A 16,056-nucleotide genomic window follows, 5' to 3' on the forward strand; every position below is an offset into this window, starting at 1 on the left:
CGCCGAGCCTAGCGAAGGATCGAGCGGTAGACGTCGAGGGTGCGCTCGCCGATCGCCCCCCACGAGAACTCCTCCGCGGCTCGGATGCGACCGGCCTCCCCCATGACCTTCGCTCGCGCCGCATCGGAGACCATCGCGGTGAGCGCCTCCGCCAGATCGGACGCGAAGCCCTCCGGGTCGGTCGGCGTCCCGGTGCCGTCCTGCACCTGGTCGATCGGCACCAGCGTGCCGGTCTCCCCGGGCACGACCACCTCGGGGATGCCGCCGGTCGCGGTCGCGACCACCGGCAGCCCCACCGCCATGGCCTCGAGGTTGACGATGCCCAGCGGCTCGTAGACCGAGGGGCACACGAACGCCGTGCACGCGTCGAGCACGGCGATCAGCTCGGGGCGCGGAAGCATCTTCTCGATCCAGATCACCCCGTCGCGCTCGGCCTGGAGCCGCTCGACCGCGCCCGCGACCTCCGCCGCGATCTCCTTGGTGTCGGGCGCGCCCGCGCACAGCACCACCTGGATGTCCTTGGGCAGGCGCTCGACGGCCTTGAGGAAGTACGGCAGGCCCTTCTGACGGGTGATGCGGCCCACGAAGACGATCGCCGGGCGCGTCGGATCGATCCCGTGCTCGGCGACCACGGCGTCGGCCGCGGCGCGCGCCTCGTCGGTCGACGGGGCCGCCCAGGACGCCACATCGATGCCGTTGTGGACCACCTGCACCTTGGCGGGGTCGATGTCGGGGTAGCACCGGAGCACGTCCTTGCGCATCCCGTCGGACACCGCGATCACCGCGTCGGCAGCCTCGTATGCCGTCTTCTCGATCCAGCTGGACACGCGGTAGCCACCGCCCAGCTGCTCCGCCTTCCACGGGCGCAGCGGCTCGAGCGAGTGGGCCGAGAGCACGTGCGGGATGCCGTGCAGGCGCGCCGCGAGATGGCCCGCCATGTTCGCGTACCAGGTGTGCGAGTGGACCAGGTCGGCCCCCGCGCAGTCCTTCGCCATGGGCAGGTTGTGGGCGAGGACGTCGAGCGACGCGTCGCCCACGCCGCCGCCCAGGGCGTCGTACCCGGTCACTCCGGGTTCGTCGCGCGGACCGTCGAAGGCACGCACGCGGACGTCGAGGTGCGCACGGAGCACTGCGGCGAGCTCCGTGACGTGGACTCCGGCGCCACCGTAGATGTGAGGGGGGTACTCGCGGGTGAGGATGTCGACGCGCATGCTCCCACGCTAGCGGCACTTCCTGCGTCGTGACCTCCCCACGCGGCCGCGTCGCCCCCTATGCTGGACATATGTCAGCGCCGAAAGTTCTCGCCATCGTCCTTGCAGGAGGTGAGGGCAAGCGTCTGATGCCCCTCACCGCGGCCCGTGCGAAGCCCGCCGTCCCCTTCGGAGGGACCTACCGGCTCATCGACTTCGCACTGAGCAACCTGGTGAACTCCCGCTACCTGCATGTGGTGGTGCTGACGCAGTACAAGTCGCATTCGCTCGACCGCCACATCGCCCGGACGTGGCGCATGTCGCCGCTGCTGGGCAACTACGTCGCTCCGGTCCCGGCGCAGCAGCGTCGCGGCCCGCACTGGTACCTCGGCTCGGCCGACGCGATCTACCAGACCGTCAACATCATCGAGGACGAGAAGCCGGACATCGTCGTGATCGTGGGCGCCGACCACGTGTACCGCATGGACTTCTCGCAGATGGTCGACGCCCACATCGAGTCGGGCGCCGACTTCACGGTGGCGGGCATCCGCCAGCCGATCTCGCTCGCGGACCAGTTCGGCGTCATCGACATCGACCCCGCGACGCCGGACCGGATCCGCGCGTTCCTCGAGAAGCCCAAGGACCCGGAGGGCCTGCCGGACAGCCCGGATGAGATCCTCGCCTCGATGGGCAACTACGTCGCGAACGCCGACGCGCTGCTCGAGGCGCTCACGGCCGACGCCGAGGACCCGTCGTCGAAGCACGACATGGGCGGCGACATCGTCCCCTACTTCGTCGACAAGGGCACGTGCGGCTTCTACGACTTCATCCGCAACGACGTCCCGGGCTCGACCGACCGCGACCGCGACTACTGGCGCGACGTGGGGACGCTCGACATGTACTACGACGCCCACATGGACCTCATCGCGGTCCAGCCGGTGTTCAACGTGTACAACTACGAGTGGCCGCTCCACCAGGGGCTCATCACCAACCCTCCCGCCAAGTTCATCCACTCGGAGGAAGGCCGCCTGGGCCACGCCGCCGACTCGATCGTCTCCCCCGGGGTGATCGTCTCCGGCGCGACCGTCACCGGCTCGGTGCTGTCGCCTGGCGTGCGCCTGCACTCGTGGTCGACCGTGTCGGACTCGGTGCTGCTCGACGGCGTCCAGATCCACCGGCACGCCCAGGTGCATCGCGCCATCCTCGACAAGAACGTCGAGGTCATGGACGGGGCCCGCGTGGGCATCGACAAGGAGGCCGACCTCGCCCGCGGCTTCACCGTCACGGAGAGCGGCGTCACGGTGGTGTCGAAGGGCACGGTCGTCACCGCATGAGGCTCTGCGTCCTCGACGTCGACTCCACCCTGATCACCGCCGAGGTCATCGAGCTCATCGCCGAACGCGCGGGAACGCGCGAGGAGGTGGCCCGCATCACCGAGCGCGCCATGCGCGGCGAGCTCGACTTCTCCGCGTCCCTCGGCGAGCGTGTCGCCACCCTCGCGGGGGTGCCCGACACCGTGTTCGGGGAGGTGGTCGCGGAGGTCGAGCTGACGCCCGGAGTCGAGACGCTGATCCGCAGCCTCCAGGCCTCCGGATGGGAGGTCGCGCTCGTCTCCGGCGGCTTCACCGAGGTCGTGTCCTCCTTGGCCGCCCGGCTCGGCATCACCCGGTTCCGCGCGAACCGGCTCGAGGTGGCCGACGGGCGGCTCACCGGCCGCACCATCGGCCCGGTGATCGACCGGGAGGCGAAGGCGCAGGCGCTGCGCGACTACGCCGCCGAGGTGGGCTGCCCGCTGGAGGACGCGGTCGCGATCGGCGACGGCGCCAACGATCTGGGCATGATGGACGTCGCGGGTCTCAGCATCGCGTGGCACGCCAAGCCCGTGGTGCAGGCGCAGGCGGACGTGGCGCTCAACGGCGCCGGCCTGGACGAGGCGCTCGAGGTCCTGGGCGTCCCGCGGGTGGTCGCGGCGTCCTGACGCGGACGATGCGGGCGTTCAGGCCGCCCGGGCCCGCGCCCTCGCGCTGAGCGCGAGGACCGCGAACGCCTGCGCCTCCGCGCTGGTGCCTGGCGCGTCGAACGACGGCGCGCCGCAGACGTCTCGGACGAGGCCGGCGTCGTCGGTGCGGGTCAGGGCGGCCGCGGCCCACCGCTCCCCCGCCTCGGCGTACTCCGCCGGGAGCCACCCGTCGGCGACGCCCGTGAACGCGGCGTACGCGAGCATCAGCCCGGCGCAGCCATCCGTGAACGTCGAGGGGTCGTCGAGCACGTCGTGGAAGCGGCCGTCGACGGACGCGACCGCCGCGCACGCATCGATCAGCTCCCGCGTCTCCCGTTCCCAGCGCTCACGCACCGTGTCGGCGTCGACGCCCAGGTGGAGCGCCCGCGCCAGGCCGGCGGCGACCCAGCCGTTGCCGCTCGCCCAGAGGGCGTCCCGCGTGAACGCGCGGGACGCCATGTCGAAGCGGTGCCGGTAGAGCCCGCTGGCCTGGTCCCATAGCTGCTCGCGGTGCATCCGGTACTGCATGTCGGCGGGCGCGAGGTCCCCGGAGGCGACCAGCGCGGGCACCACCATGTACACGGAGTCGGCCCACACCTCGGAGGAGCCGCGCAGATGGTGCAGCACGCCCCAGTCGTCGCGCGGCGAGAACCGCAGCAGCCACCAGCGCTGCCGCTGCGCCGCCGCGGCCGCCGCCGGATCGTCACGCCCGAGCAGCAGCGCCGCCTCGAGAAGGGCGCCGGAGTTGACGGCACCCGCATCGTCCATCCCGCCCAGCTGACCGTCCGCGTCGGCACGCGCTACCGCGTCGCGCGCGAGCAGCCGGGCCAGGTCGAGGTCGCCTGCGTCGATCGCGGCGTGCGACGCGACGCCCTGCTCCCAGGCGAACCGCTGCATCGACAGCAGCGCGCGCCAGAGCGCTCCCGTGTCGATCGAGTCGAGCGGAGCGCTCACTCCTCGACGTCGCGGCCCGACAGCACCGTCACCAGACGGCCGCAGCGAGAGCCGACCGACGCCCAGTCGCACTCGAGGTCGATCACCGCGGCCGTGCCGGTGGGAAGGCCATGCGCGACGCGCTGCAGGGAGGTCTTGTCCGAGCCCGGACCAGCAAGGTGAGCGGCGAGCGCGGAGGACGTCGGCTCATGGCCGACCATCACCACGGTCTCGACCTCGCCGAGCTCCTGCAGGATCTCGACCATGCCGGCGACGTGGGTCTCGTACAGGTCCTCGACCACGCGCTCCTCGACGCCCGAGAACGCGCCCGCCATCAGGTTCCACGTCTGCTGCGTCCGCAGCGCGGGAGAGATGAGCGCGAGGTCCGGGTTGATGCCCGCGCGTGCAGCCACCTGGCCGAGCCGAGTCGAGGCCTTGCGACCGATCAGCTCGAGGGCGCGGTCGGCGTCGGAGAGGCCGGCCGCGGGGGCCTCGGCCTTGGCGTGGCGGGCGATGATCAGCGTAGGCACGGGGTCACTGTCCCATGGCGTGGACGCCGCCGTCCACGTGGATCATCTCGCCCGTGGTGGCGGGGAACCAGTCGGAGAGCAGGGCGGTCACGGCGCGCGCGGTCGGCTCGGTGTCCTCCGAGTCCCACCCGAGCGGTGCGCGGGCGGACCAGCCACCCTCCATCTGGTCGAACCCGGGGATGTGGCGCGCGGCGGTGGTCTTGATCGGGCCGGCCGAGACCACGTTGCAGCGGATGCCCTGCGGTCCCAGGTCACGGGCCACGTACCGGTTGACCGCCTCGAAGGCCGCCTTGGCGACGCCCATCCAGTCGTACACGGGCCAGGCGAAGCGCCCGTCGAAGGTGAGGCCGACGATGGACCCGCCGTTCGGCATGAGCGGCGCGGTCGCCGCCGCGAGCGCCTTGAGCGAGTAGGCGGAGATGTGCATCGCGGTCGCGACATCGTCCCATTCGCCGGTCATGAAGTTGCCACCCATGACGGTCTGCGGGGCGAAGCCGATCGAGTGGACCACGCCGTCGAGGTGCGGGACGTGCTCGCGCACGGCGTCGGGCAGCGCGGCGAGGTGCTCGGGGTCGGTGACGTCGAGCTCGACCACCTTCGCCTCGACGGGGAGGCGGCGGCCCATGGCCTGCGTGATCTTCAGCGACCTGCCGACCCCCGTGAGGACCACGGTCGCGCCCTGCTCCTGGCTGAGGCGCGCCACCTCGAACGCGATCGAGCCCTCGGTGAGGACGCCGGTGACCAGGATGTTCTTGCCTTCGAGAATGCCCATGAGTGTGCTCCTAGAGGGGGACGATGCGGGGTGTCAGTGGCCCATGCCGAGGCCGCCGTCGACGGGCAGCACGGCACCCGAGACGTAGCCCGCGGCGTCGGACGCGAGGTAGAGGGCGGCGGCGGCGACCTCATCGGTGCCGCCGAAGCGCTTGGCCGGGATGGTCGCGGCGTACTGCTTGACGGTGTCCTCGCCCAGCTCCGCCGTCATGTCCGTGGTGATGAAGCCCGGGGCGACCACGTTCGCGGTGATGCCGCGCGACCCGACCTCGCGGGTGACGGACCGCGCCATGCCGACCAGCGCCGACTTGGACGCCGAGTAGTTCACCTGGCCGGGGTTGCCCATCAGGCCCACGACGGAGCCGATGAGGACGATCCGGCCGTACTTCTCGCGCATCATCGAGTTGACCGCGCGGCGGACGCAGCGGAACGTGCCGGTGAGGTTGACGTCGAGGACGGTCTCGAAGTCCGCGTCGGACATGCGCATCAGGAGCCCGTCGCGCGTGATGCCCGCGTTGGCGATCAGGACGCGCACGCGACCGTGCTGCGCCTCGAGCTCGTCGAACGCGGCGTTCACCGCGTCGGTGTCGGTCACGTCGGCGATCGCGCCGGTGACGCCCTCGGGCAGGTCTCCGCTGCGGTAGATGGTGGACACGGTGTCGCCGTTGGCGACGAACGCCTCGGCGATGGCTCGACCGATGCCGCGGTTGGCGCCGGTGACAAGGACGTGACGGCTCATGGTCACGACGGTAGCGGACGCCGCACGCTGGAGCCGCGCCGGGCGCGCCAACGATGCCGCCGGGACTTTGGCGGTTCCCACGACGGCGGGACCTGCGCCGCTCGGGGCGCGACTAGCATCGGGAGCGTGCCCGACTCCCCCGCCGTTCCGACGCGTTCGCGCGCGCGCCGGGCTCTGGTGGTGGTCGCGATCGTCCTGGCATCCCTGCTGATCTCGGCCGTCGCGGTCCGGGCGGGGTTCTGGCAGCTGGGCCGCCACGAGGCGAGAGCGAGCGCGATCGCGCTGTTCGACGAGAACTCGCAGCTCGCGCCGGTCGCGGCGTCCGAGGCGGCGTCCGACGGCTCCCTCGCCGACGACGAATGGCGCCGGATCACAGCGACGGGCACCTTCGACACCGCCTCCCTCACGCTCCTGCGCAACCGGCCGATCGACCGCGAGCGCGTGTACCAGCTGCTCGTGTGGCTCGACACCGACGACGGACGCTCGCTGCTGGTCAACCTCGGCTACGTGCCGGTGCCCGGCCCCACCGAGGACCTGGCGGCGCCCGCCCTGCCCGACGGGTCCGTCACGGTGACCGCGGTCGCCCGTGCGTTCGAGGCCGACGACGGGCGCCGCGACTCGGGCGCCACCCGCATCGTCCCGACCCAGGTGCCCGCCCCCGCCGGCGACCCGTACGACGCGTACGCCGTGCTCCGCGAGGCGTGCGCGGACGACGGCTGCGTCGATCACTACGGCGCCGGGCAGGTGCCGCTGCCCGAGCTGAGCCTGGGTCCGCATCTCGCGTACACGTGGCAGTGGTTCGCCTTCGCCGTCATCGCACCGGTCGGCGGCGTCCTGCTGGCGCGACGCGAGTGGACGCTGTCCGGCGACGGCGCTCCGGTCGCCACCGCGTCTCGGGTGCGGCGGGCGCCGCGCCGTCGGTCGGGTCCGTCCGACGAGGAGATCGAGGACGCGCTGCAGGGGCCGGACGGCATAGCCTGACGGTGTCCGTCACGTCCCCCGCCAGCTGAGAGGCGACCCATGCGTGCTCCCGACATCGCCGAGATGACCCTGCGGGTGTCCGGACGCGCGCGGACCGCCGAGACGCCGCTCGGCCCGGTCGAGCACGCGGAGGCGGGCGACGGCCCGGTGCTGTTGAGCCTCCACCCCACGATGGGGGGCTGGGACACCGGACTGGGCATGGCGGCCGCGTTCTGGAGCAACGGATGGAGGGTGATCGCGCCCTCGCGCCCCGGGTACCTCGGCACCCCGGCGGGCACCGGCGGGGACCCGGCTCGCCAGGCGGACCGCATGGCGGCGCTGCTCGACGCGCTGGCGATCGACTCGTGCGCGGTCGTCGGGCACTGCGCGGGAGGGATCGTGGGCTACGAGCTCGCGGCCCGCCACCCCGACCGCGTCACGTCGCTCGTGCTGATCTCCACCCCGACCGCGCCCGACATCGGGGTGAGCCCCGGCGTGCTGCGGGTCGCGATGACACGCCCCATGCTGGCCATGCTCATGAGGCGGGACCGCGCGCTGCTGGGGAGCTCGGTCGAGGACGCGGCGCGCCGGATGATCGGCGACGACAGCACGCTCGGGGAGACGGTGGTCGAGCGGCTCGCCCGCAGGGTCGCCGCCGACCCCTCCCGCGCCGCCTACGTCACGTCGGTCTGGGGCCGGCGCACCGTGCGCAGCCCCGAGCGCTTCCCCGGCGCACGGCTCGATGCCTTCGAGGCATGGGACGTGCTCGAGGATCCGCCGCTCGCGTCGGTCGGCTGCCCGACGCTCGTGATCCACGGAGGCGCGGAACCCCTCGGAGTCGCGCACGCCGAGCGCGCCGCGGCGCGGATCCCCGACACCGAGCTCCGGGTGATCCCCCAGGGCTCCCATCACGCGCTGTGGGTCAGCGACGACGCCGCGGCCCAGCAGGCGTTCGCCCTCGACTGGGTCCGCTCGCACCCGTCGGGCTGAGCCTCACGCGAGCGAGATCAGCTCCCGATAGGACTCGTTGTACAGGTCCTCGACAGCGTCGGGCAGCAGCAGCACGCGCTCGGGCTCGAGCGCCTCGACCGCTCCCTCGTCGTGCGTGACGAGCACCACCGCGCCCTCGTAGGTCCGCAGCGCGCGCAGGATCTCGGCGCGCGAGGCCGGATCGAGGTTGTTGGTCGGCTCGTCGAGCAGGAGCACGTTCGCCTGGGACACCACCAGCGTCGCGAGCGCCAGGCGGGTCTTCTCGCCGCCGGAGAGCACCCGCGCCGGCTTGTACGCGTCGTCGCCGATGAACAGGAAGGAGCCGAGCACGTTGCGGACGGCGGTGTCGTCGAGATCCGGCGCGGCGTGCCGCAGGTTCTCGAGCACCGTGGCGTCCATGTCGAGCGTGTCGTGCTCCTGCGCGTAGTACCCGAGCTTGAGGCCGTGCCCCGGCTCGACCTGGCCGGTGTCGGGGTCCTCGACCCCGCCGAGCAGGCGCAGCAGCGTGGTCTTGCCGGCGCCGTTGAGGCCCAGCACCACGACGCGCGAGCCGCGGTCGATCGCGAGCTCGACGTCGGTGAACACCTCGAGCGAGCCGTAGGACTTCGACAGCTCGGACGCACGCAGCGGCGTCTTGCCGCACGCCGCGGGGGTCGGGAAGCGCAGCGCGGCCACACGATCCTGCACCCGCTCGCTCTCGACGCCGGAGAGCATCCGCTCGGCGCGCTTGGCCATGTTCTGCGCGGCGACGGCCTTGGTGGCGGTGGCCTTCATCTTGGCGGCCTGCGCCATCAGCGCCGCGGCCTTCTTCTCCGCGTTGTCGCGCTCGCGACGACGGCGCTTCTCGTCGGTCTCGCGCTGCTTGAGGTACAGGTCCCAGCCCAGGGCGTACTGGTCGAGCTCGCCACGGTTCGCGTCGAGGTGGAACACCCGGGTGACGGAGGCGCGCAGCAGCTCGACGTCGTGCGAGATCACCACCAGCCCGCCGGGGAACGCGGCGAGGAATCCGCGGAGCCACACGATCGAGTCGGCGTCGAGGTGGTTGGTCGGCTCGTCGAGCAGCAGCGTCTCCGCGTCGGAGAAGAGGATGCGGGCCAGCTCGACGCGGCGGCGCTGGCCACCCGACAGGGTCCCCAGCGGCTGCGACAGGATGCGCTCGTCGAGACCGAGGTTCGCGGCGATCCGCTGCGCCTCGGACTCCGCGGCGTAGCCGCCGGCGGCGCGGAAGCGCTCCTCGAGGCGCGGGTAGGCGTTCATCGCCTTCTCCATCACCGCCACGTCGGGGCTCGCCATGCCCTCCTCCGCCTCACGGAGCTTGGTGAGGATCGAGGCGAGGTCGCGCACGGAGAGGATCCGGTCGAGCGCGCGCTGGGTGGGCTCGCCCTCGCGCGGATCCTGAGGCAGGTAGCCGATCGATCCCTTGTGGGTGACCTTGCCGCCCGTGGGCTGCCCCTCGCCCGCGAGCAGGCGGGTCATCGTGGTCTTGCCGGCGCCGTTGCGGCCGACCAGGCCCACGCGGTCGCCGGGGCCGATCTGGAACGACGCGGGGTGCAGCAGCACGCGGGCGCCGATGCGGATCTCCAGATCCTTGGCGATGATCACACAGTCTCCTCGGGGTCGATGTCACCGTGTCTGTAGGGAACCGACAACGTTTCTGCATCCGGGCACATGCCGCGGACCAGGGCATTCGTTGCCGGATAGGGTGACCGCGTCCATTATCCCAGGGGGTCCCCATGCCGCAGAACCGCCACATGACCGGCCAGTCGATCGCGCTGATCGCCGTCTTCGCCGCCTTCATCGCCGCCTCGACGCTCGTGCCGGGCGTCGAGCTGCTCGGCGGGGTGCCGATCACGCTGCAGACGTTCGCGATCGTGCTCGCCGGCCTGGTGCTCGGCGCGTGGCGCGCCTTCGCCTCCGTGGTGCTCTACCTCGCGATGGGGCTGATGGGGCTGCCGGTGTTCGCGAACCACACCTCGGGCCTGGCGATCCTCACCGGACCCACCGGCGGCTACCTGGTCGGGTTCGCCGCCGCCGCGCTGGTGGTCGGCGGCGCCGCCCAGCTCCTGGCCCGGACGGGACGCCTCGCCTCCCGCGCGTCGTCCACGCTGTGGCTGATCATCGCCGGCCTGATCTCGATCCCGGTGGTCTACGCCGTCGGCGCCCCGTGGCTCGCCGTCCGCACCGGCATGCCGCTGCTCCCCGGCGAGGGCTGCTCCGGCATCTTCGACAAGGAGTGCGTCTCGGCGCTCACCGCCGGCGTGATCCCGTTCCTGCCGGGCGACCTCCTCAAGGTGGTCTTCGCCGGGATCGTCGCCGCGACCATCCACCGCGCGTACCCGGGCCTGCTGGGTGCCGCCCGCACCGCGGTGAGGGTCGCCGGGACCCCGGAGGCGCAGGAGGAGCGCGCCACCGCCTGAACGGTCACCCGGCGAGGAGGTCGCTCACCACGTCGACGTACTCGGCGGGGTGGCTGATGTGGGGCACGTGACCCCAGTCGTCGAACCGCCGGATGGCCCCGGCCGGGAGAACCGGTGCGAGCACCTCGCCGATGGCGCCGAAGACCGGCCTGCTCCGACCCCCGAAGGTGAGGGTTCGAGGCACCTCGAGGGCCGCGATCGATCTGAGCTCGAGGGTGAAGGCCTCGTCGTCCCGGAGATCGGACAGGAACGTCGGACCGTGCGCGGCGAACCGCACCTGCTCCTCCGGCGGCAGGGAGGCCCACACGCCGGGGTCGAACGCCACGCGATCGACGAAGCGCTCGGCGGCGCGTGCGTGCGCGCCGGACTCGAGAAGCCTGCGGACCTCCGCCAGCTCCGCCGCGTCGCGGATGCGGACGGCGTCGTGCTCGCGGCTCGCGGCGAGGACGCCGAGGGCCGCCGGCTCATGCCCGATCACGCCGACCACCATGTCCGGGTGCCGGACGGCGAGGCGCAGGGCGATGAGCGCGCCGTGCGAGAACCCGCAGAGGCCGACGGGCCCGACGCCCAGCGACGCGATCAGGTAGGCGAGATCCACAAGATCCGCGGCCACGCTCCGCGGGGCGTCGTGCGGGCCGCTCGCGCCGTGCGCGCGGCGGTCGTACATCACCACGGTGAAGCGCTCCGCGAGGAGCTCCCTGACCATCAGCCACGTCGACACGTCGCTCCAGCCGCCGTGGACGAGCACCAGCGGCGGACCGTCTCCGAAGATCTCGTAGTGCAGACCCAGCCCGTCGGGCATCAGCATCGTTGCCATGGCGACCCCCCGTCGCGTCCGGTTCCCCAGGTCTATCACGGTCGGGGCACGCTCGCCCCGGTTACGGGTTCGCGAGGCGCACCGCTTACCCTTGACCCCATGATCGAGTTCAAGGAGGCGGCCGTCGTCGCGCCCGATTCCGGGGTGCCGATCCTCGAGCCGACCTCGCTGACGCTCACCGAGGACCGCATCTCCATCATCGGCGCGAACGGGTCCGGCAAGTCGACCCTCGCGCGGCTGATCAACGGGCTGGTGCTGCCGGTGAGCGGTTCCGTCGAGGTCGACGGCCTCGACACCCAGAAGCAGGGCGCCGCCGTCCGCCGCAAGGTGGGCTACCTGTTCACCGACGCGTCCAACCAGCTCATCATGCCCACCGGCATCGAGGACGTCGCGCTCTCCCTGCGTCGGGTGATCAAGAACCGCAAGGAGCGCGACGAGGCGGCGCTCTCGGCTCTCAAGGAGATCGGTCTGGCGTCCAAGGCCGACGTCTCCGTCAACGCTCTCTCGGGCGGGCAGCGCCAGCTGCTGGCGCTCGCGGGCGTGCTCGCCTGCACGCCGTCGATCCTGGTGGCCGACGAGCCGACCACGCTGCTCGACCTGCGCTGGCGCGCGCACGTGGGCGCGCTGCTGCGCTCCCTCCCGCTCCAGGTCATCGAGGTCACCCACGACCTGGACTCGGCGGCACGCGCGGAGCGCACGCTCGTGATCGACCTCGGGCAGGTGGTCTTCGACGGCGACCCCAAGGAGGCCGTCAAGATCTACCGCGACCTCATGTTCGGTCGCGCCTCGCAGGGGGCCACCGCGTGATCTCGCTGCTCGGGCTCTACCGACCCCGACGCACGCCGATGCATCTGACCCCGGCGTGGGCCAAGATGCTCTTCCTGCTGGGGATCACCATCAGCTGCATGGTGATCTCGGACCCGGTCACGAGCATCGGCATCACCGCCGCGTGCCTCCTGCTGCTCGCGTCGACCAAGCCCCCGCTCAAGGCGACCCTCAAGGGCATGCTCGCGATCACGGTGGTCGCGATCCTGACGGCCGGCTTCCAGATCTGGCTGGGCGACTACGTCCGCGCGCTCGACCTCGCGGGCGATCTGATCGCGATCTCGGCGCTGGCGCTCGCGATCACCTCGTCGACCTCGATGGAGGCGATGATGGACCTCGTCGTCACCCTCGCGAAGCCGCTGCGGTGGATCCTGCCGCCCGAGACGCTGGGCCTCATGGTCGCGCTCGCCCTGCGCGCGATCCCGGAGGCCGCGCGCATCCTGGTCGAGGCGCGCGTCGCCGCCCGCGCCCGCGGCATGGACCGCAACCTGCGCGCGATCCTCATCCCCTCGGCGTCCCGCACCGTCGGCTTCGCCCTGCAGCTGGGGCAGGCCCTGCACGCGCGCGGCATCGCCGAGCACGGGCGCACCAAGCGCATCGAGCGCGAGGTCGCCGAGTCGGACATCCGGCACGACGCGCTCGCCGCCCGCGGCCTCGCGGAGCCGCCCGTCCGCGAGGCGTCGGGCGAGATCGAGGTCCGGCAGCAGGACGATGCGGTGGTCGCGGAGGACGCCGACGCCGCGGTCGCGGCGCCCGAGCCCACGGACGAGCCCGAGCCCGTGACGGACGCCGCCCCCGAGCCGGAGGCGTCAGACGACCCCGCCGAGCCCGAGGTCGCGGAGGACCCTGCCGACAGCACCGGCACGTCCTTCGAGGACATCGTGGGGCTGCCCTCGCGCCGCCAGCGCCGTCGCGGGCTGCGCTAGGTCCGACCGGCGCACCCGTTCGACCTCGCTCCTCCGGAAGCCTGAGCACCCCGCTAGCGTTGGGGTCGGTGGAGGTGGGGCGATGACGTTCAACGAGGGCTCTCGGCTCGATCCCGGCCGCGTCGGCTCGCGCGGACGGAGCGCCAAGGGCGGGCTCGCGATCGGAGGCGGCATCGGGGGCCTCGCGATCGTGCTGCTGTACATGTTCCTGGGCGGCAACCCGAGCGACCTGGGCGCGCTCATGGGCGGCACCGGCAGCGCCCCCGTCGACGACACCGCGCAGCAGGACCTCGCCGACCGCTGCCAGACGGGCGCCGACGCCAACGACTACACCGACTGCCGCATGGTCGGCACGGTGAACTCGCTCGACGCGTACTGGGCCGAGGCGCTGCCCGCCGCGGGCGTCGACTTCGCCTACCCCGGCATCGTCCTGTTCGACCAGGCCACGCAGTCCGGCTGCGGCACCGCATCGTCCGCCACGGGGCCGTTCTACTGCCCGCCCGACCAGACCATCTACCTGGACGTGAGCTTCTTCGACGTGCTCGCGACCGACTTCGGCGCGAGCGGCGGCCCGCTCGCGGAGATGTACGTGATGGCGCACGAGTACGGTCACCACATCGAGAACCTCGTGGGCGTGTTCGACGTCGCCGACCGGACGGGCACCGGCGAGGACTCCGACTCCGTCAAGGTCGAGCTGATGGCCGACTGCCTCGCGGGGGTCTGGGCGGGACACGCGGCCACCGTGCCGGACGCGTCGGGCACCCCGTACCTCGCGCCCCTCACGCAGCAGGACCTCGACGACGCGCTCTCCGCCGCCGCGGCGGTGGGCGACGACCGCATCCAGGAGGCCTCGGGCGGCGAGGCGGACCCGCACACCTTCACGCACGGCAGCGCCGAGCAGCGCGCCGACGCGTTCGCGGCCGGCTATCGCAACGGCACCCTCGCCGCGTGCGACGCGTTCGGCGTCACGGACGGCTGAGCCGGTGTCGGGCCCGACCCAGGAGCGCCGCGCGGGGATGTCGATGCCCGTGCTCGCGGGCATGGTCATCGGGTCGATGGTCGGCGCGGGCGTCTTCTCCCTGCCCTCGTCGTTCGCGGGCTCGGCCGGCGGCCTCGGCGCCCTCCTCGCGTGGGGCGTCGCCGGCGGCGGCATGCTGATGCTCGCGCTCGTCTTCCAGCGGCTCGCGATACGGCGGCCCGATCTCGACTCCGGCATCGTCGCGTACGCGAAGGCGGGGTTCGGCCCGTACGTGGGATTCTTCTCGGCGTTCGGGTACTGGGCCGCGGCGTGCATCGCCAACGTGACCTACTGGGTGCTCATCGCCTCGACGCTCGGGGCGGTGGTGCCGGCGTTCGGCGACGGCTCGACGTGGGCGGCCTTCGCGCTGGGCACGGTCGGGCTGTGGGCGTTCCACCTGGTGGTCGCGCGCGGCGTCACGCAGGCCGCGGCGCTCAACGCGATCACGGCCGTCGCGAAGTTCGTGCCGCTGCTGCTGTTCGTGGTGCTGCTGATCTTCGGCGGCTTCTCCTGGGACACCTTCACCGGCAACCTCGCGGGCGACGATGCGCTGGGCGGGCTGGGCGACCAGGTGCGCGCGACCATGCTGGTGACGGTGTTCGTGTTCCTGGGCGTCGAGGGGGCGAGCGTCTACTCGCGCTACGCGCGCCGGCGCGAGGACGTCGGGCGGGCGACGGTGACGGGCTTCCTCACGGTGCTCGCGCTGTTCGTCGCCGTCACGATGCTCTCGTTCGGCGTCCTGCCCCGGGCCGAGCTCGCGGCGCTGGACCAGCCGTCGGCCGCCGGGGTGCTGGAGGCGGCGGTCGGACCATGGGGCGCCTGGCTCATCGGCATCGGGCTGCTGATCTCCGTGCTGGGCGCGTACCTCGCCTGGACGCTGCTCGCCACCGAGGTGCTGCACGAGGCGGCGCTCCAGGACGACGCCCCGCGCCTCCTCCGCCGCACCAACGGCCGGGGCGTGCCGATCGCGGCGCTCACGGCGACCTCGCTGGTCACCTGGCTCTTCCTGGTGCTCACCCAGCTCTCCGAGAACGCATTCGACTTCTCGCTCGAGCTCACCAGCGCGCTCGCGATCATCCCGTACCTGCTCACGGCTGGATTCGGGGTGCGTGCGGCGCTGTCACGCGACCATCGCGCGCCGGCCGCGATCGTGGTCGCAGCCATCGCGCTGGCCTACACGTTCTTCCTTGTCTACGCGATGGGACCGGCGTACGCCCTGCTGGCGCTCATCATCTACGCGCCCGCGACGTTGCTGTACGCGTGGGCGCGCCGGGAGCAGGGCCTGCGGGTCTTCAGCCGCCGCGAGGCGGTGCTGTGCGCGCTCAGCGTCGCGGGCGCCGTCGCGGCCGTGGTCGCCCTCGCGACCGGCGCCGTCAGCCTCTGAGGACGCTCAGCCGTCCAGCATCCCGACCAGCGTCGTGGTGGTCGCCCAGTTGCGGATGGTCATCTGCTTGTACATCGGCGTGCCCATCACGCTCGACATCCGCGACTTCGTGCGCTGCGCGCTGAGCCGGCGGAAGTACACGACTCCCTCGCCCTCCCACAGCGTGTCGACGCCCTCGCGCAACGAGAACGCGTCCGCGGCCTCGGACGCGGCGATGCCGGGCCGGAGGAAGGCGACATCCGAGTGGTAGACATCCGGCTCCGCACCGAAGCGGGACGGCGCGCCCTCGACGGCGCCGCGCATCGTCGCCGCGTCGACCGTGACGACCACGGTGTCCACGTCGAAGTCGGCCAGCAGCACACGCTCGACCAGGGAGTTCACCTGGTCGGCGCGGCTCTCCCCCGCGTCGACCAGCACGTTGCCCGACTGGATGTAGGTGCGCACCTGGCGGAGCCCCGCGGCCTCGAGAGAGGCGCGCAGCTCCGCCATGGGCACCTTGTTGCGCCCGCCGACGTTGATCGCGCGGATGAGGACCACGTGCGTCGTGGCCATGGTGG

17 protein-coding genes are annotated in these 16,056 nt (G+C 72.4%); 9 read left to right on the forward strand and 8 right to left on the reverse strand.

Features of this window, described 5'->3' with window-relative positions:
• Positions 1–8 precede the first annotated feature (8 nt).
• Positions 9–1,211, reverse strand: a complete 1,203-nt coding sequence (gene glgA, locus QQX13_RS10550; RefSeq protein ID WP_301121604.1) for a glycogen synthase — start codon at positions 1,209–1,211, stop codon at positions 9–11.
• Between the two features lie 71 nt (positions 1,212–1,282).
• Between glgA and glgC the strand changes: the two genes are divergently transcribed.
• Together glgC and serB are read left to right on the forward strand one after the other, a co-directional pair.
• Complete coding sequence (gene glgC, locus QQX13_RS10555) at positions 1,283–2,524, forward strand: glucose-1-phosphate adenylyltransferase (RefSeq protein ID WP_301121606.1); 1,242 nt, start codon at positions 1,283–1,285, stop codon at positions 2,522–2,524.
• Positions 2,521–3,168, forward strand: coding sequence for a phosphoserine phosphatase SerB (serB, locus tag QQX13_RS10560; RefSeq protein ID WP_301121613.1), 648 nt, complete (start codon positions 2,521–2,523; stop codon positions 3,166–3,168). Before glgC ends, serB begins: the two co-directional genes overlap by 4 nt.
• An 18-nt stretch (positions 3,169–3,186) precedes the next feature.
• On the opposite strand, the gene QQX13_RS10565 is transcribed toward serB, so the two are convergent.
• Genes QQX13_RS10565 through fabG form a run of 4 tightly spaced genes read right to left on the reverse strand, consistent with a single transcriptional unit; the run spans position 3,187 to position 6,162 of the window.
• Entirely contained in the window at positions 3,187–4,143 is a 957-nt protein-coding gene (locus QQX13_RS10565; RefSeq protein ID WP_301121615.1) for a glycoside hydrolase family 88 protein, read from the reverse strand.
• Complete coding sequence (locus QQX13_RS10570; RefSeq protein ID WP_301121617.1) at positions 4,140–4,652, reverse strand: SixA phosphatase family protein; 513 nt, start codon at positions 4,650–4,652, stop codon at positions 4,140–4,142. The genes QQX13_RS10565 and QQX13_RS10570 overlap by 4 nt, the downstream gene beginning before the upstream one ends.
• Before the next feature lie 4 nt (positions 4,653–4,656).
• Positions 4,657–5,424, reverse strand: a complete 768-nt coding sequence (gene fabI, locus QQX13_RS10575; RefSeq protein ID WP_301153375.1) for an enoyl-ACP reductase FabI — start codon at positions 5,422–5,424, stop codon at positions 4,657–4,659.
• 33 nt (positions 5,425–5,457) lie between these two features.
• Positions 5,458–6,162 (reverse strand): 3-oxoacyl-ACP reductase FabG, encoded by a 705-nt coding sequence (gene fabG, locus QQX13_RS10580; RefSeq protein WP_301121621.1) that lies wholly within the window; start codon positions 6,160–6,162, stop codon positions 5,458–5,460.
• A 126-nt stretch (positions 6,163–6,288) separates the two neighbouring features.
• Between fabG and QQX13_RS10585 the strand changes: the two genes are divergently transcribed.
• Together QQX13_RS10585 and QQX13_RS10590 are read left to right on the forward strand one after the other, a co-directional pair.
• The gene (locus QQX13_RS10585) at positions 6,289–7,143 is read left to right on the forward strand and encodes an SURF1 family protein (protein ID WP_301153376.1); all 855 of its coding nucleotides are present in this window, start codon (positions 6,289–6,291) and stop codon (positions 7,141–7,143) included.
• 39 nt (positions 7,144–7,182) lie between these two features.
• On the forward strand, positions 7,183–8,112 hold the full coding sequence (locus QQX13_RS10590; RefSeq protein ID WP_301153378.1) for an alpha/beta fold hydrolase: 930 nt from the start codon (positions 7,183–7,185) through the stop codon (positions 8,110–8,112).
• Between the two features lie 3 nt (positions 8,113–8,115).
• Here the strand turns inward: QQX13_RS10590 and QQX13_RS10595 are convergent, their stop codons facing one another.
• Positions 8,116–9,714, reverse strand: a complete 1,599-nt coding sequence (locus tag QQX13_RS10595; protein WP_301121628.1) for an ABC-F family ATP-binding cassette domain-containing protein — start codon at positions 9,712–9,714, stop codon at positions 8,116–8,118.
• A gap of 131 nt (positions 9,715–9,845) precedes the next feature.
• Between QQX13_RS10595 and QQX13_RS10600 the strand changes: the two genes are divergently transcribed.
• Positions 9,846–10,529, forward strand: a complete 684-nt coding sequence (locus QQX13_RS10600) for a biotin transporter BioY (protein ID WP_301153379.1) — start codon at positions 9,846–9,848, stop codon at positions 10,527–10,529.
• A 4-nt stretch (positions 10,530–10,533) separates the two neighbouring features.
• Here QQX13_RS10600 and QQX13_RS10605 read toward each other — a convergent pair whose 3' ends face one another.
• Positions 10,534–11,346 carry an alpha/beta fold hydrolase gene (locus tag QQX13_RS10605; RefSeq protein ID WP_301153380.1) on the reverse strand — a complete coding sequence of 271 codons (813 nt, stop codon included), beginning with the start codon at positions 11,344–11,346 and terminating at the stop codon, positions 10,534–10,536.
• A gap of 99 nt (positions 11,347–11,445) precedes the next feature.
• On the opposite strand from QQX13_RS10605, the gene QQX13_RS10610 reads away from it, so the two are divergent.
• The 4 genes from QQX13_RS10610 to QQX13_RS10625 all read left to right on the forward strand — a co-directional run bounded on the left by QQX13_RS10610 (position 11,446) and on the right by QQX13_RS10625 (position 15,499).
• Positions 11,446–12,153: an energy-coupling factor ABC transporter ATP-binding protein gene (locus tag QQX13_RS10610; RefSeq protein ID WP_301121634.1), complete on the forward strand. Its 708-nt coding sequence runs from the start codon at positions 11,446–11,448 to the stop codon at positions 12,151–12,153.
• Positions 12,150–13,097 (forward strand): CbiQ family ECF transporter T component, encoded by a 948-nt coding sequence (locus QQX13_RS10615; RefSeq protein WP_301121636.1) that lies wholly within the window; start codon positions 12,150–12,152, stop codon positions 13,095–13,097. The genes QQX13_RS10610 and QQX13_RS10615 overlap by 4 nt, the downstream gene beginning before the upstream one ends.
• 82 nt (positions 13,098–13,179) lie before the next feature.
• Positions 13,180–14,076, forward strand: a complete 897-nt coding sequence (ypfJ, locus tag QQX13_RS10620) for a KPN_02809 family neutral zinc metallopeptidase (protein ID WP_301121642.1) — start codon at positions 13,180–13,182, stop codon at positions 14,074–14,076.
• Positions 14,077–14,080: 4 nt separating this feature from the next.
• Positions 14,081–15,499 carry a basic amino acid/polyamine antiporter gene (locus tag QQX13_RS10625; RefSeq protein ID WP_301153382.1) on the forward strand — a complete coding sequence of 473 codons (1,419 nt, stop codon included), beginning with the start codon at positions 14,081–14,083 and terminating at the stop codon, positions 15,497–15,499.
• Positions 15,500–15,505: 6 nt separating this feature from the next.
• Here QQX13_RS10625 and QQX13_RS10630 read toward each other — a convergent pair whose 3' ends face one another.
• Complete coding sequence (locus QQX13_RS10630; protein ID WP_301121646.1) at positions 15,506–16,051, reverse strand: DUF1697 domain-containing protein; 546 nt, start codon at positions 16,049–16,051, stop codon at positions 15,506–15,508.
• Between the last annotated feature and the right edge of the window lie 5 nt (positions 16,052–16,056).

The organism is Demequina lignilytica, from assembly GCF_030418375.1.
GTDB lineage: Bacteria > Actinomycetota > Actinomycetes > Actinomycetales > Demequinaceae > Demequina > Demequina lignilytica.

Excerpts from the sequence above, each read along its gene's own strand:
- glgA (WP_301121604.1), bottom strand. The coding sequence starts at position 1,211 with ATGCGCGTCGACATCCTCACCCGCGAGTACCCCCCTCACATCTACGGT.
- glgC (WP_301121606.1), top strand. The coding sequence starts at position 1,283 with ATGTCAGCGCCGAAAGTTCTCGCCATCGTCCTTGCAGGAGGTGAGGGC.
- serB (WP_301121613.1), top strand. The coding sequence starts at position 2,521 with ATGAGGCTCTGCGTCCTCGACGTCGACTCCACCCTGATCACCGCCGAG.
- fabI (WP_301153375.1), bottom strand. The coding sequence starts at position 5,424 with ATGGGCATTCTCGAAGGCAAGAACATCCTGGTCACCGGCGTCCTCACC.
- fabG (WP_301121621.1), bottom strand. The coding sequence starts at position 6,162 with ATGAGCCGTCACGTCCTTGTCACCGGCGCCAACCGCGGCATCGGTCGA.
- QQX13_RS10590 (WP_301153378.1), top strand. The coding sequence starts at position 7,183 with ATGCGTGCTCCCGACATCGCCGAGATGACCCTGCGGGTGTCCGGACGC.
- QQX13_RS10600 (WP_301153379.1), top strand. The coding sequence starts at position 9,846 with ATGCCGCAGAACCGCCACATGACCGGCCAGTCGATCGCGCTGATCGCC.
- QQX13_RS10605 (WP_301153380.1), bottom strand. The coding sequence starts at position 11,346 with ATGGCAACGATGCTGATGCCCGACGGGCTGGGTCTGCACTACGAGATC.
- QQX13_RS10610 (WP_301121634.1), top strand. The coding sequence starts at position 11,446 with ATGATCGAGTTCAAGGAGGCGGCCGTCGTCGCGCCCGATTCCGGGGTG.
- ypfJ (WP_301121642.1), top strand. The coding sequence starts at position 13,180 with ATGACGTTCAACGAGGGCTCTCGGCTCGATCCCGGCCGCGTCGGCTCG.
- QQX13_RS10630 (WP_301121646.1), bottom strand. The coding sequence starts at position 16,051 with ATGGCCACGACGCACGTGGTCCTCATCCGCGCGATCAACGTCGGCGGG.